The sequence below is a fragment of the Amycolatopsis cihanbeyliensis genome (assembly GCF_006715045.1).
In the GTDB taxonomy this organism is placed as follows: Bacteria; Actinomycetota; Actinomycetes; order Mycobacteriales; family Pseudonocardiaceae; genus Amycolatopsis; species Amycolatopsis cihanbeyliensis.
The window spans coordinates 4,400,191-4,414,345 of sequence record NZ_VFML01000001.1 but is presented as its reverse complement, the minus strand read 5'-3'; the positions used below and the strand labels follow the sequence as shown (position 1 = coordinate 4,414,345).

General features: G+C 72.0%; 13 protein-coding genes. 10 read left to right on the top strand and 3 right to left on the bottom strand.

Annotated features, from left to right (window positions below; all coding sequences use genetic code 11):
• The first annotated feature begins 69 nt into the window (after positions 1–69).
• The 4 genes from FB471_RS20040 to FB471_RS20025 are packed head-to-tail and all read left to right on the top strand — an operon-like array spanning position 70 to position 2,827.
• Positions 70–1,176, top strand: a complete 1,107-nt coding sequence (locus FB471_RS20040; protein ID WP_141999956.1) for an Rv2629 family ribosome hibernation factor — start codon at positions 70–72, stop codon at positions 1,174–1,176.
• 32 nt (positions 1,177–1,208) lie between these two features.
• Entirely contained in the window at positions 1,209–1,538 is a 330-nt protein-coding gene (locus FB471_RS20035; RefSeq protein ID WP_141999955.1) for a Rho termination factor N-terminal domain-containing protein, read from the top strand.
• A 60-nt stretch (positions 1,539–1,598) separates the two neighbouring features.
• Positions 1,599–2,033, top strand: a complete 435-nt coding sequence (locus FB471_RS20030; RefSeq protein ID WP_141999954.1) for an ATP-binding protein — start codon at positions 1,599–1,601, stop codon at positions 2,031–2,033.
• A complete protein-coding gene (locus FB471_RS20025) occupies positions 2,030–2,827 on the top strand; it encodes a SigB/SigF/SigG family RNA polymerase sigma factor (protein ID WP_141999953.1) in 798 nt (265 codons plus the stop codon). Before FB471_RS20030 ends, FB471_RS20025 begins: the two co-directional genes overlap by 4 nt.
• Before the next feature lie 3 nt (positions 2,828–2,830).
• Here the strand turns inward: FB471_RS20025 and FB471_RS20020 are convergent, their stop codons facing one another.
• Positions 2,831–3,250: a CBS domain-containing protein gene (locus FB471_RS20020; RefSeq protein WP_141999952.1), complete on the bottom strand. Its 420-nt coding sequence runs from the start codon at positions 3,248–3,250 to the stop codon at positions 2,831–2,833.
• A gap of 25 nt (positions 3,251–3,275) precedes the next feature.
• Positions 3,276–4,037, bottom strand: a complete 762-nt coding sequence (locus FB471_RS20015) for a hypothetical protein (RefSeq protein WP_211358075.1) — start codon at positions 4,035–4,037, stop codon at positions 3,276–3,278.
• Between the two features lie 40 nt (positions 4,038–4,077).
• On the opposite strand from FB471_RS20015, the gene FB471_RS20010 reads away from it, so the two are divergent.
• The 4 genes from FB471_RS20010 (at position 4,078) to FB471_RS19995 (ending at position 8,508) form a co-directional block, all read left to right on the top strand.
• Entirely contained in the window at positions 4,078–5,295 is a 1,218-nt protein-coding gene (locus FB471_RS20010) for a phosphotransferase (protein WP_170220870.1), read from the top strand.
• 380 nt (positions 5,296–5,675) lie between these two features.
• Entirely contained in the window at positions 5,676–5,954 is a 279-nt protein-coding gene (locus FB471_RS20005; protein ID WP_141999950.1) for a hypothetical protein, read from the top strand.
• Between the two features lie 82 nt (positions 5,955–6,036).
• A complete protein-coding gene (ligD, locus tag FB471_RS20000) occupies positions 6,037–6,975 on the top strand; it encodes a non-homologous end-joining DNA ligase (protein ID WP_141999949.1) in 939 nt (312 codons plus the stop codon).
• Positions 6,976–7,020: 45 nt separating this feature from the next.
• Positions 7,021–8,508, top strand: a complete 1,488-nt coding sequence (locus tag FB471_RS19995; RefSeq protein ID WP_246076493.1) for an adenylate/guanylate cyclase domain-containing protein — start codon at positions 7,021–7,023, stop codon at positions 8,506–8,508.
• Between the two features lie 3 nt (positions 8,509–8,511).
• Here FB471_RS19995 and FB471_RS19990 read toward each other — a convergent pair whose 3' ends face one another.
• Positions 8,512–9,534 carry a beta-ketoacyl-ACP synthase III gene (locus FB471_RS19990; RefSeq protein WP_211358248.1) on the bottom strand — a complete coding sequence of 341 codons (1,023 nt, stop codon included), beginning with the start codon at positions 9,532–9,534 and terminating at the stop codon, positions 8,512–8,514.
• Between the two features lie 404 nt (positions 9,535–9,938).
• Between FB471_RS19990 and FB471_RS19985 the strand changes: the two genes are divergently transcribed.
• Both FB471_RS19985 and FB471_RS19980 read left to right on the top strand, forming a co-directional pair.
• A complete protein-coding gene (locus FB471_RS19985; RefSeq protein WP_141999948.1) occupies positions 9,939–11,063 on the top strand; it encodes a winged helix DNA-binding domain-containing protein in 1,125 nt (374 codons plus the stop codon).
• A gap of 86 nt (positions 11,064–11,149) precedes the next feature.
• The gene (locus tag FB471_RS19980) at positions 11,150–14,011 is read left to right on the top strand and encodes an ATP-binding protein (RefSeq protein WP_141999947.1); all 2,862 of its coding nucleotides are present in this window, start codon (positions 11,150–11,152) and stop codon (positions 14,009–14,011) included.
• Positions 14,012–14,155: the final 144 nt, after the last annotated feature.

The following is a 14,155-nucleotide window of genomic DNA, read 5'->3' as shown; positions in this document are numbered from 1 at the left end:
GCGTCACGTTTCACGGTCGTCGCAACGGGTATCCCACCGAGGAGACGTACCCGCGGCCGAGGAGGAGACGTGCAGACGACGAGGTTGCGCGAGTTGATCGCTGCCGAGGGGCCGTACGCCTCGGTGTACTTCGAGGACTCGCACGACACCGCGGACGCCGCCAAGCGGCTCGAACTCACCTGGCGGGACCTGCGCGAGCGCCTCGCGGAGCAGGGGGCCTCCGTGCCGACACTGGACGCGCTGGCCGAGGCCGTGCGGCAGGGCACCCCGCCGGTGGGGCGCAGCGGCCGCGCCATGATCGCCGCGAACGGCGAGGTACTGCTGGACCGCCACCTGCCCACCCCGCCCACGGGCACCGTGACCAGGTACTCCGCGTTGCCCTACCTGCTGCCGCTCGTCGAGTACGGCGAACCCGCCCCGGTGCACATCGTCGCCGTGGTGGACAGCATGGGCGCCGACCTCACCGCCTTCGCCGCCGACGGCACCGTGCTGAGCACGGAAACCACCCAGGGCAGCGAACACCCGGTGCACGCGGTCACCCATGCCGGGGAGATTCGCCGGCATATGGAGGAGCGGGTCGAGGAGACCGTCAAGCAGAACCTGAGGCTGGTGGCCGAGGACATCAACAAGCTGGCCCAGCGGGTCGGCGCCGAGCTGGTGGTGCTGGCAGGCGAGGTGCAGGGGCGCTCCGCGCTGCACGAGGAACTGCCGGAACAGACCCGCAGGCTCGCCGTGGAGGTCAGCTCCGGCAGCCGCCAGGACGGTGTGGCGGACAGCGACCTGCGCAAGCACGTGCACGAGCTGCTCGAGCACGCTCGGCAGGAGCGGCTGGACGACGCCGTGCGGCGGTTCCGCGCGGAGAGCGGCCGCGACGGTGGGCTCTCGGTACAGGGGTTGCAGGCGACCACCACCGCGTTGCGCGAGGCGAACGTGGCCATGTTGCTGGTCGACCCGGCCGCGCAGGACAGCGAGGCCACGGTCGCCGTCGGTCCCGGCCCCGAGCAGGTGGCCCCGCAACAGGAGGAACTGACCGCGATCGGGGCCGAGACGCCGGTGACCGGGCGCGCCGACGAAGCACTCGCCGTCGCCGCCATCGCGACCGGCGCCGAGATCGTGCATACCGGGGACCGGCTGGAGCTGATGGACGGCTTCGGCGCCGTGCTCCGGCACGACTGATCGGGCAACGTGGAAAGATCGGAGGTGCCCGGATGCCGAAGGCATGGAACGCCAAGCGTGAACGACAGTACGAGTACATCAAGGAGACCCAGCGCAAGTACGGCGCGAGCGCGGAGCGCGCGGAGGAGATAGCCGCCCGCACCGTGAACAAGGATCGCGCCCGCACCGGCGAGTCCGCCCGCGCCAGCAAGACGTCCACAAAGGACGTTTCGCCGGAACGGCGGGGCGGTAAACGGTCGGGGCAGGGACTTGGCCCCGGCGGGCCGACCAGGGACCAGCTCTACAACGAGGCGAAGCAACGCGGAGTCGAGGGACGCTCGAAGATGACGAAGCAGGAACTACGCGAGGCCCTCGGCAAGTGACCCGACCTAGACTGGTACCGATCGACCCATCCCCCTGCCGGGCGACACGATGAGGTGAACGTGAGCGAGACCGAGCCGCCGTCGCAACGTGTCGGCGGACAAGATGACATCGAGCTGAGGCTGGGTGCCGACCTGGTGCACCTTCCGCTGATCCGCTCGGTGGCGGCGAGTATCGCGATGCGCGCCGACTTCGACCTGGACACCATCGCGGACCTGCGACTCGCCGTCGACGAGGCATGTTCGACCCTGATCACCAGGGCACTCCCCGCCACCACCATGGTGTGCCGATTCACCATCAAGCAGGATGAGCTGCGCTTCACCGGCGCGGTGAGCAGCGCGGACCAGCACACCCCCAGCACGGGTTCGTTCGGCTGGCGGGTACTGACCACCCTCGCCGACTCGGCCGCCTCCTGGGTGGAGACCGATGGCGACGCCACGCGGGCGCACTGGGTGCACGTGGAGTTGGCCAAGCGGCGGCCAGTGATTCAGGGGTGAGGACCGACTCCGGCCCCGAGCCGGACGACTACGGCCATCTCGCGCCCCTGTTCGATCAGCTCGCCGAACTCGACCGGGACGACCCGCGACACGCCGAACTGCGCGATGAGCTGGTCACCGGCTACCTTCCGCTCGCCGAGCACGTGGCGCAACGGTTCAGCGGGCGAGGCGCGGCCAAGGAGGACCTGGTGCAGGTCGCCACCCTCGGCCTGATCAACGCGGTGGACCGGTTCGACCCGAAACACGGCTCGGACTTCCTCTCCTTCGCGGTGCCGACCGTGATGGGCGAGGTCCGCCGCCATTTCCGGGACACCGGCTGGACGGTACGGGTGCCGCGCCGCCTGAAGGAACTGCACCTTTCCATCAGCAACGCCAGCACGAAGCTGTCCCAGCGGCTGGGCCGCGCCCCCACCCCGAGCGAACTGGCCAACCATCTCGGGCTCACCCCGAACGAGGTGTACGAGGGCCTGGAAGCCGGCAACGCCTACAACTCGATGTCCCTGGACGAGGTGCTGTCCGGGGAGACCGACAACCTCGCGCTGGGCGACACCCTCGGTGCGGACGACAGCGCGCTGGAGGGGGTGGAGAACCACGAGGCCCTCCAGCCGCTGGTCCGGGAACTACCCGAGCGCGAGCGGCGCATCCTCGCGCTGCGATTCGTGCACAACCTGACCCAGACCCAGATCGCCGAGCGGGTCGGTATCTCGCAGATGCATGTCTCCCGGCTGCTGGCCAGGACGCTCAGCCAGCTCCGGGACGGGCTGGCCGAGCCCCCTGCCGTCGAGGAGGAGTGACCCTCAGCCGGGGACGGAGAGGTCCTCCACCACGTCCCCGACCCGCGTCTGGTCCAGGACCCTGGCGATATCGGCCTGCGCGATCATCCCGACCAGGTCGTGCCCGTCGATCACGGGCAGCCGGCGCACCTGGTGCTCGGACATGGTGCGCAGCACCTCGCCGACCTCGTCGTCCGCGCCGACGGTCACCGCCTCGCCCTGAGCCAACTCGCCGACGTGCATCGCACGCGGGTCCTTGCCGCCTGCCAGTACCTTGGTCACGATGTCCCGGTCGGTGACCACGCCCTTGAGCTGGTCGTCCTCACCACAGATCGGCAGCGCACCGACGTCCAGATCGGCCATCCGCCGGGCCGCGTCCAGCACCGTGTCGCTGGTGCGCATGCACTGCGCGTCCGGGGTCATGATGTCCCTTGCCTTGGTCATCTCGACTCCCTCCGTTTCGAGCGGGTCAGTCCTGGCTTACCCGCTCGTGCGTCGGAGAAACCCGGTACCGCAGCAAGGCACCGCCGTCCTGCCGGAGCACCGCGACCGAGCGCACCGCCGCGGCCAGCAGGACCAGCACGCCGAGGTTCTCGGCCAGCTCCTCGGCGTGATAGGTCAGCACGTACAGCGGCCCGCTCTCGCCCTCCGCGATCAGCAGGCCCTGCGCAAGCTCGCCACCGAGCGCGCCGGCCAGCAGCAGCGCGCAGCCACCGGCCACGCACCAGGTGCCCGCCCTCGGCAACCGGAAGGCCAGCAGCAGGAACGCGGTGGCCACCGCGGCGCCGGCCACCAGCCCGGGCAGCAGCCAGTAGAACGGGAAGCCGTCGAAGGACACCAGCCGCCTGCCGATCCGGTCCAGCCGCTCGTGCAGTTGCGTGTGGTCGTCAAGGGAGAGCAGGCCGAGCACCCCGGCGCAGACGAACCACGCCCATGCCTCGCCCGCCCGCGCGGCCCTGGCCAGGCCGCCGACCACCGCGAACGCCACCGCCGCGACCACCAGCAGCCCGGTACTCCACCAGGTCGGCAGGTTGCCCTCCACGAACACGTCCAGGTAGAGCTGGATCTCGCCGCGGTTCCTGGTCAGCGGGTGGTCGATCAGCGCGGGCACGGCCATGCTCGCCACGTTCAGCGCGAGGGTGATGCCCAGCACCACCCAGCCGAGCCGCCGCAGGCGCAGCTCCTGCCGGACTGGCGTGACGGTCTGCCCCGGGTCGGTCAGCGTTGCCATCGCGTCACCCTATGGGGTGAACATTGGGCGAACAAATCGGATGAAGAAGGTTTCATCCCCGGCTCAGCGGGCCGTCATCAGCCACGGCGAGGGTAGCCAGATGGACCCCGCGCTCTCCCTGCTCACCGGCGACTCGGCGGGCGAGCTGATCGAGGCCGTGCTCGACGCGGCCGGCGGGCGGCCGCAGCACTGGTCGGCGGCCCAGGTCGAGCACCAACCGGGCACCCGCACCACGGTGAGCTACACGGTGCGGGTGTGCTGGGCGGGCGGCGCGGTCACCACGGAGACACTCGGCGCCTGCTCCGGCGAGTTGCCCGCGGGGGTGGCCCGGCTCGGCGACGGCCGAACCGAGATCGGCATGTGGCGGTTCCCCTTCGACCCCGAACTGCCCGCGTTACCGCTGGCCTGCGATCCGCGCGAGCTGGCCGACCTGCTCGGCGGCCAACCGGCGCGGCTGCGGGTACGGGCCTACCGGCCACGCAGGCGCGCCGTGGTCGAGGCGAACCTTCCCGGCGGGCGCACGGTGTTCGTCAAGGTCGTCCGGCCGGATCGAGCCCGCGGGTTGCACGAACGGCACCGGCTCGCGGTGGCCGCCGGCTGCCCGGTGCCCGACCCGCTCGGCTGGAGCGAGCGCGGGCTGGTGCTGCTGCCCGGGCTGCCGGGCCGCGACCTGCGCGCCGAGCTGCTCGGTGGGCGGGCCGTGCTGCCCGATCCGGCTGCGATCGAGGGCGTGCTGGACGCACTGCCGGAGGTCGGCGGGCGCCTGTTGCCGACCTGGGGGCAGCGAGCGCCGTACTACGCCGAGGTGCTGGCCGGTATGGCTCCGGAGCTGGCCGGGCGGGCCAGGGCGATCGCGGCGGCCGTCCGGCACGAGTCACCGGAGGGTCCGGCGGTGCCCGTGCACGGGGACTTCTACGAGAGCCAGTTGCTGGTCGCCGGCTGCCGGGTCAGCGGCCTGCTCGACCTGGACACCCTCGGCCGCGGGGAGCGCCTTGACGACGCCGGGTGCCTGCTGGCGCACCTCTCGCTGCTGGCCCGGCTACGCCCGGAGGCCGCTGCCCGGATCGAGGGATTCGGCCACGCGCTGACCACGCGCCTCGCACGCGGGCTGGATCCGGCCGCGCTGGCGAGGCGGGTGGCCGCGGTGTCGCTCTCCCTCGCCACCGGGCCGCACCGGGTGCGGGAGCCGGACCGGGGACGCAAGGCCGAACGCCGCCTCGCCCTCGCGCAGCGGTGGCTGGACCGGGGTGGCTGGTGACAGAGCGTCCGAGAACAGCTCGGACCCGCGGTCGCGAGTGGAGGAACGCGCGTGCCGGAGCCCACGAGCGGGAAGCGGGGCGCGCGGCTGGCGGAAGGCACGGCTGTGACCGGAGTCCGAGCCTCGCCGAGCCGATCGTGTCGCGCGTTCTCGGACGAAGAGGGTTATTCAGAACGACCCAGCGACCGCGGGCCGCCAGGCCCGTGCGAGCGGTCGTTGCAGGTCACAACAGTGGTGACGCATGCTACGGACCTGAATAACCCGACATTTGCATAAGACACGAACACTGAAAAAAGCTTCATGGACAGCGGGGGTCTCGTTTCATCAACGCTCGCGATCGTGAAAGGGACAGCGAAGTTCCCCGAGAAGGAGGGCACAGCATGAACGGCAAGCGCACCTGGGTCGTCGCCGGCGCCACCCTGGCCATCGCCGGATTCGGCACCACCGTGGCGTTGGCAGCCGACGGCTCCGGTGAGACGGCCCCGCGGGACCAGCGGGACACGCCCGTGGTCCAGCAGGTCCAGCCCCAGCCCGGCCCCGCGGCCGCCACGGACGCGGCGGACACCGCCGATTCGGCCGATTCCGCCGCCTCGCCCGCCGACCCGGCGGACACCGCCGACAGCCCGGACGGTCCGGACAGCGCGAACAGCCCCGGCTGACCGGGACACGCGAAGCAGTAGCGTTTCGTCTCGATCACTGGTGGGTACATACTTGCTGGTAGAACGAGCGAGGAGCTGGAGCATGAGCGATCCCGGTTGGCGGCCGCCGATGCTGGCGACGCTGACCGGTGATCGTTTCTCCGACGAGAACTGGATCTTCGAGCGCAAGCTGGACGGGGTGCGGGCGGTCTGCGCGCGGGACGGCGGGACCCCCCGGTTGTGGTCCCGCAACCACAAGCCGATCGAGGCGAGCTACCCGGAGATCGTGGACGCGCTGGCCGCACACGGCGGCCCCCGGTTCATCGCCGACGGCGAGATCGTCGCCTTCGAAGGGGAGCAGACCAGCTTCGCCCGGCTGCAGCAGCGGATCCACCTCACCGAACCGACGCGTATCGAGGCGACCGGGGTGCGGGTGTACTACTACCTGTTCGACCTGCTGGCCTTCGACGGGCATGACGCGTCCCGGCTCCCACTGCGCGAGCGCAAGCGGCTGTTGCGGGACGCCTTCGAGTTCACCGACCCGCTGCGTCTCGCCGAACACCGCAACGGCGACGGCGCGGCCTACTACCGGAAGGCCTGCGCGTCGGGCTGGGAGGGCGTGATCGCCAAACGGGCGGACTCGCCGTACCATGGCGGCCGCTCCCGGGACTGGCTGAAGTTCAAATGCGTGGCTGACCAGGAGTTCGTGGTCGGCGGCTTCACCGACCCCGCGGGTTCGCGGGTGGGTTTCGGCGCCCTGCTGCTCGGCTACTACGAGGGCGACCGGCTGCGCTACGCGGGCAAGGTGGGCACCGGGTACGACGTCAGCACCCTGCGCAGCCTGCGGGCCCGGCTGGAGGATCTGCGGCAGGACGACCCGCCGTTCGCCGAGCCGGTACCGGAACGCGGCTACTGGGTGCGGCCGGAGCTGGTGATACAGGTCGGGTTCACCGAGTGGACCGAGGAGGGGCGGCTGCGGCACCCGCGCTACACCGGGCTGCGCGAGGACAAGCGCGCGGCCGAGGTCGTGCGCGAGGCCTGAGCGCGGGCGAAGCGCGGTTGCCGGGGAAGGTCCTACGATCATGGGGTGACCAGGGTGCGGGTGTCGGGGCGACTCCGAACCGTACTGCGCACCAGCCTGGGCTTCGCCGCGCTGGGTTTCGGGGCGAGTATCTGCGGCGCCGGGGTGGTGTTCCTGCTGCTGGCGCTGCAGGGCATCCCCAGCGGAGTCGGCGGCAACGACTGGACGCTGGTCGTCTGCTCGGCCGGTTATGTGGCGCTGTCCCTGCTGGCGGGCACGGTGTGGGCGGGGGTACTGCAACGCCGCACGGCCATCTGGTTCCTGTTCGGCCGCCCACCCTCGCCGGAGGAGGCACGCAGGGCGCTGCGGCTGCCGGTGGACCTCGCGCTGGTGAGCGGCACCCTGTGGTCCATCGGCGCCGCGGGGCTGGGCATCCTCACCGCCGCGCTCGGCAGTGGCTGGGACGCGGGCGGGGTCACCCTCACGATCGCGCTCGGTGGGCTCACCACCGTGGGGCTCACCTACCTGGCCGCCGAGTGGGTGGCCCGACCGGTGATGACCCTGGCGCTGGACGTCGCCCCACCCACGGGGAACCTGCCCACCACGGTGCTCACCCGGCTGGTGCTGACCTGGATGCTGGCCAGCGGGGTGCCGCTGCTGGGCGTGCTGTTGCTGGCCGCCCCGCCGTACCTCGGCGACGGTGACCCGACGACCAGCCTGGTCCTGCTCGGCGCGATCGGGCTGGTGGTCGGTGCGGTGGCCACCGGGCTGCTGGCCAAGGCGGTCGCCGCCCCGCTGCACCGGCTGCGCACCGCGCTGGACGAGATCGCCCGCGGCCGGATGGACGTGTCGGTTCCGGTGGACGACGCCAGCGAGATCGGCATGCTGCAGAACTCGGTCAACGAGCTGGTCGCCGGGCTGCGCGAGCAGGAACGGATGCGGGACCTGTTCGGCAGGCACGTGGGCGCGGAGGTGGCCCGGCACGCACTGGAACACGGCGCCTCGCTGTCCGGGGACGTGCGCGAGGTGACCGCGCTGTTCGTCGATGTGGTGGACTCCACCGCGCTGGCCTACCGGTTGCCGCCGCCGGAGCTGGTTCGCAAGCTGAACAAGTTGTTCACCAGCGTGGTGGACGCGGTGAACACGCACGGCGGGTTGGTGAACAAGTTCCAGGGCGACGCCGCACTCTGCGTCTTCGGCGCACCCACCCGGCTGTCCGACCCCGCCACCTCGGCGTTGCGGGCCGCCCGCGCCATCCGGGACGCGGTACGCGCGGCCGGCGAACTCGACCTCGGTATCGGCGTGGCCTGCGGGCCCGCCTTCGCCGGGCAGCTGGGCACCAGCAGCAGGCTGGAGTACACGGTGATCGGCGACGCGGTGAACGAGGCCGCCCGGCTCACCGAGCACGCCAAGCAGGTGCCGGGGCGAATTCTCGCCAGCGATGCGGTGCTGGACACCTGCGACGGCGGTGAGCGCGCACACTGGAGCTGGCACGCCACGGTCCGGCTGCGCGGAAGGCAGTCCGCGACCGGCACCTGGGCCGACGAGCCCTGATGCTCACTCCCCGACGCGGGGGGACTCCACCTTCGGCAGGTCCGGCCAGCGCAAGGCGGTGGAGCCCCAGGTGAGGCCCGCGCCGAACGCGCTGACCAGCACGCGGTCCCCGGCGTGCAGCGAGCCGGCCACGCAGGCATCGGTCAGCGCCAGTGGGATCGAGGCCGCGCTGGTGTTGCCGGTGCGGTCCACATTGATCACCAGTCCCTCCGGCGGCAGCCCGAGCTGCTTGGCGACCGCGTTCAGGATCCGGATATTGGCCTGGTGCCCGACGAACCGGTCGACCTCGCCGACCGACCAGCCCATCCGATCCAGCACCACGCGGGAGGATTCCGCCATCCTCGCGCTGGCCTGCCGGAACACCGCGGTGCCCTGCATGGCGAGGAAGTGATCCCGCGGGTCCGCGGACCGGCGTTGCTTGGCGCCACCGGCGGGGACCACCAGCAGGTCGGTCAACTCGCCGTCGCTGTGCAGGTCGAACGGGCCGAGCGCACCGAGTTCGTCGGCGGTGCCCGCGCGCAACACCACCGCGCCCGCGCCATCCCCGAAGATCGGCACCGTGCTGCGGTCGTCCGGATCCAGCAGGGTGGTGAACGCGTCCGAGCCGACCACCAGTACCCGGCCGGCCACCCCGCCCGCGATCAGCCCGGCGGCGGTGGCGAGGGCGTAGACGAAGCCACTGCACACGGCGTTGACATCGAAGGCGGCCACCCCGCCGAGTCCCAGCCTGCTGGCCACCTCGGGCGCGCTCGCCGGGCACAGGTAGTCCGGGGTCGCGGTGGCCAGCACCAGCGCGTCGACGACATCGGAGCCTGCCGACCGCAACGCGCACCTGCCCGCCTCCACAGCCATATCTACTGTGGACAGTCCGGGGTCGACGACGTGCCGCTCGCGGATACCGGTCCGGTTACGGATCCACTCGTCGGAGGTGTCCAACCGCTGCTCGAGCTCGGCGTTGTCCAGGACCCGGGGCGGCAGCCAGCCACCGAGACCAGTCACCACCGCCGCGCGACGCGCGTCCTGCATCGGCACCGGGATTGTCCCTCCAAGTCGGCGAGTGGGAAGGGGAACTCCCTCGATACCAGCCCCCTTGGTATTTCTACGGCCTACCAATCGGTAAACCCTCGCCCGTGTGACCCAAGTCTCAACATGAGCGTCTTTCACTTCACAGTGGAGTGTTGTAGAAGAGGCCACCATCGCCATGGGTTCGAGGTGGCACCCGCAGGCGCCGACCCACGCCCCGGCAGGTCCGCTCGCGCGGTCCGGCACGTTCTTTCCGGTAACCGATTCATCGACTCTTCCCGGTAACGTGATCAATAAAAATGTGGATTCGACCTCTGGGTCTCCCGCCGGCGAGTGAGATTTCACGTGGTGCATCCTCGCTGAATTCCGGACACGAACCGGCCGGATCAGACCGTAGGGTTCCGGTCATGAGCACGGATGAACTCAGCCTGCGCGCGTTGAACCGGGCACTGCTCGCCCGCCAGCTGCTGTTGCGCCGGGAGCGGCGCGGTGCCCTCGAGGTGATCGAGCATCTGGTCGGCATGCAGGCGCAGAGCCCGGCCCCGCCCTGCTACGGGCTGTGGAGCCGGATCAGCGGTTTCGACCCCGCGGAGGTCAACACCCTGCTCACCGAGCGGAAGGTGGTCCGCACGACCGTCATGCGCGGGACCATCCACCTGGTCTCCGCGGACGACTGCCTCGCGCTGCGCCCGCTGCTGCAACCGGTGCTGGAACGGATGATGCGCTCCAGCGACTGGGGCTCGGCGGTGACGGGCCTGGATCCGGCCGCGCTGGCCGAGGTGGGCCGCACGGTGCTGACGCGGCATCCGAGTACCCCGGCCGAGCTCGGTGCGCGCCTGCGCGAGCACTGGCCGGAGCGGGACGGGCGGGCCATGGCCAACGCCGTGCAGGTGCTCACCCCGCTGGTGCAGCTACCGCCGCGCGGGCTGTGGGGCAGCTCGGGCCGGCCGGTGAACACCACCGTCGAGGCCTGGCTGGGCCGCTCGACCGACGATCGCCCGGATATCGAGCGGATGATCCTGCGCTACCTCGGCGCGTTCGGGCCGGCGAGCGTGCGGGACATCCAGGCGTGGTGCGGGCTGACCAGGCTCGGCGAGGTGGTCGACCGGCTCCGCCCCCGGCTGCGCGAGTTCACCGGCCCGGACGGCACCCGGCTCTGGGACCTGCCGGAGGCGCCCCGGCCGGACCCCGCGACCCCGGCGCCGGCCCGGCTGCTCGCCCCGTTCGACAACGCGCTGCTCGCCCATGCCGACCGCGGCCGCATCATCAGCGACCCGGACCGGGCCCGGGTCTTCACCAGGAACGGCCTGGTGAGGGGCACGGTGCTGGTCGATGGGTTCGTCTGTGGCAGGTGGAACACCAGCACCTCCCGCGGAACGGCGACGCTGGAGATCGAGCAATTCCGGAAAGTGTCCAAGAAAGACACCACCGCGCTGGAACGGGAGGGGCGGAAGCTGCTGGCCATGACCGCACCGAGGGCGGAGGAACTGCGGATTCACTGGCATCACCCCAATGGGTCAGAACCTAAGTAGGGTGGACCCGTTTACCCCCGTTAACCTCCTGCCTACGCTTTCTTCAGCGCCGCGTACCCCTGCCGCTGCGCCGAAGGAGAGCCATCATGGCCGCCCTGCTCGACGGCTCGCCCGCGCTCGTCGGACGCACGCGTGACCTCGAGACGCTCACCGACTTGCTGGACAAACGCCCCTCGGTCGCGCTGGTGGCAGGCGAGGCCGGTGTCGGCAAGACCAGGCTGGCGCGGGAGCTGTTGCGGCGCAGCGAGTTCCGCGCCGACAACCTGCTGCTCGGTGCCTGCCGGCCCGCGCACGACCCGTTCCCCTACGGCCCGGTGCTCGACGCGCTGCGCCGCACCGGCGGGTTGGACCCGCTGGGCCCGCTGAGCTCCGTGGCCGGGGTGCTGCGCCCGCTGCTACCGGAGATCGCCGACGCGCTGCCGGCCTGCCCGGAGCCGTTGCCGGACCGGGCGGCCGAGCGGCATCGGCAGTTCCGCGCGATCCGCGAGTTACTGGCGGCCTGCGGCCGCGCCCTGCTGGTCATCGACGACCTGCAGTGGGCGGACCCGCTCACCCGCGAGGTGTTGCGGTTCGTGCTCGCCGACCCGCCGGAACGGCTCGGCGTCCTGCTGACCTACACCGACACCGAGTTGCCTCCTGGCGGGCCGCTCGAGTCACCCGCGCGGATCGCCGTCGGCGTGCCCACCGTCCGGCTGCGGCTGCGGCCACTGGGGGCGCGCGAGGTGCACACCCTGACCACATCGTTCCTCAAAAAATCCACAGTGGACATCGAGTTCACCAGGAAACTGCACGACCGCACCGCGGGAATCCCCTTCGTGATCGAGGAAACCCTGCGCGCGCTGACGGTGTCCGGCGCGCCGGTCACCGATGGCGCGGGCGGCCGGATGCTGGACGAGCTGGCCGTTCCGGCGCCGCTGCGCGAGGTCATGCATGCCCGGATGGCCGAGTTGCCCGAGCCGGCCGCCGCGCTGGCCAGGGCGGCCGCCGTGCTCGGCACGCCCGCGGAGGCCGGCACGATCGGCGCCCTGTGCGGGTTGCGCACCGGCAGGCTGTGCGCCGCGCTGACCGCCGCGGTGCGGGGCGGCGTGCTGCATGAGGTCATCCCGGACCGTTACGGCTTCCGGCACGGATTCGCCCGTGCCGCGGTGTACGAGTCGATCAGCCCCCCGGAACGCGAGCAGTTGCACAACAAGGCGATCGACATACTCGGCACCGGCGAGAACCCGCCGCTGGCGCAGCTTGCCCGGCATGCCCGAGCGGCCGGTCACCTGCCGGAATGGCTGCGGTACGCCGAGGCCGCGGTGGAGCGCGCGGTCGGCGAGGGGCAGACCTCGGCGGCACTGGACGTGTTGCAGGAACTGCTGGACGGTCCGCTCGGCGCCCCGGACGCGGAACGGTTCGCGGTGCGGCTCAGCGAGATCGCGCTGCGCGCGCACCGGCCCGAACTGATCGGGACGCTGCGCGGGGTGGTCGACCGCGGTGAGCTCGGCCGGATCGCCAGGGGCCGGATCCGGCTCAACCTCGGGCTGCTGCTGGCGCGACTGCCCGGGCGGTTGCTGCGGGCAAGGGCACAGGTGGAGCAGGCCGTCGCCGAGTTGGCCGACCGCCCGGACCTTGCGGTACGCGGGTACAACCTGCTGGCCATCCCGCTGGAGGGGCTCACCCCACTGGTCTGGCACGAGCACTGGATGTCCGAAGTGGACGCGGTGTTCCCGGAGATCGAGGACGTCGAGCTGCGGCTCGCGCTGCGCGCCGACCGGATCGCGAGCAGGGCGCATATCGGCGACGGCACGGCCTGGCAGGAGTTCGAGCGCCTGCCGGACACCGCCCCCACCGCGGGTGAACGGGTGCAGCTCGCGCGATTGTGGTGCAACCTCGCCGACGCGCAGTCCTGGATCGGCCGGCTGGACCGGGCCGCGGAGCTGCTGGCGGGTGGCACCCGGATGGCCGAGGCCGCGGGGGCGCTGTTCGTCGGCAGCACCGCCGGTGGCTCGCGGTTGCGGCTGGACTGGGTCACCGGCGACTGGAACGGCCTCGCCGAACGCGCGGAGTCGACCCAGCAGCGCTACTCCGATATCGGTCCGGTGGTCGCGGACGCCCAGCTGGTGCGGGGCGCGCTCGCCGCGGTGCGGGGCGAGTTCGACGCGGCGCAGCGCCTGCTGCGGGCCACCGGGCTGGCCAAACCGCAGGGCGCCGTGCTGCCGGTGGCACTGTCCGCGGCGGGCATGCTCACCAGGGTCCTGCTGGCCACCGAGGACGTGCGCGGGGCGGCCGAGGCCGCCGAGCACGGCCTGCGCCTAGCGCGGCGCAAGGGGGTCTGGGTGTGGGCCGCCGAGTTGCTTCCGGCCGCCGCGCGGGCCTACGCGCTCGCCGGGCGGTCGCCGGAGGCCGTGGCGGCCGTCACCGAGTTCGCCGCGGGTATCGCCGGCCTGGACGCGCCGTTCGCACATACCAGCCTGGTGGCCGCCAGGGCGGTGCTGCTGGAGGCCCAGGCCGAGCACGAGCGGGCGGCGGAGGCCTTCGACGAGGCCGGCAGGGGCTACCTCGCGCTGCCGATGCCATACCCCGCCGCGGTATCCGCCGAGGAGGCCGCCTGCTGCCGGCTGGCCGCCGGCGTGCAGGGCGGCGTAGACGGGCTGCGCGCCGCCGCGGAGGCCTACGCCCGGCTCGGCGCGGCCAGGGACGCCGGTCGTTGCCGGTACGCGTTACGCGAGCTCGGCGCCTGGCGCCCGTCCCGGCGGGGCCGGCGCGGCTACGGCGACCAGCTCTCGCCACGGGAACGCGAGGTGGCCGCGATGCTGGCCTGCGGGCGCACCAACCGGGAGATCGCCGAGGGCCTGTTCCTCTCCCCGCGCACCGTGGAGCAGCACGTGACCCGCGTGCTGCGCAAACTCGGCCTGCGTTCGCGCACCGAGGTGGGCAAACAGGCCCCGCAGAAGGCCAGCTGACCGGGCCGGAGGCGTGCGCCAACGGCCAACGCATGCGCGTGGATCGCCAACACACGCGCGTGAGCGGCAAACACGGGCGACCGGCGTGTTTGCCGTCTGTGCGCGCGTTGGCCATCCACATACGGGCGTTGGCCGCTGACGCGC

Coding starts and splice junctions, on each gene's coding strand:
- FB471_RS20035 (WP_141999955.1), top strand. CDS start 1,209: ATGCCGAAGGCATGGAACGCCAAGCGTGAACGACAGTACGAGTACATC.
- FB471_RS20020 (WP_141999952.1), bottom strand. CDS start 3,250: ATGACCAAGGCAAGGGACATCATGACCCCGGACGCGCAGTGCATGCGC.
- FB471_RS20015 (WP_211358075.1), bottom strand. CDS start 4,037: ATGGCAACGCTGACCGACCCGGGGCAGACCGTCACGCCAGTCCGGCAG.
- FB471_RS20010 (WP_170220870.1), top strand. CDS start 4,078: ATGAAGAAGGTTTCATCCCCGGCTCAGCGGGCCGTCATCAGCCACGGC.
- FB471_RS20005 (WP_141999950.1), top strand. CDS start 5,676: ATGAACGGCAAGCGCACCTGGGTCGTCGCCGGCGCCACCCTGGCCATC.
- ligD (WP_141999949.1), top strand. CDS start 6,037: ATGAGCGATCCCGGTTGGCGGCCGCCGATGCTGGCGACGCTGACCGGT.
- FB471_RS19990 (WP_211358248.1), bottom strand. CDS start 9,534: ATGCAGGACGCGCGTCGCGCGGCGGTGGTGACTGGTCTCGGTGGCTGG.
- FB471_RS19985 (WP_141999948.1), top strand. CDS start 9,939: ATGAGCACGGATGAACTCAGCCTGCGCGCGTTGAACCGGGCACTGCTC.
- FB471_RS19980 (WP_141999947.1), top strand. CDS start 11,150: ATGGCCGCCCTGCTCGACGGCTCGCCCGCGCTCGTCGGACGCACGCGT.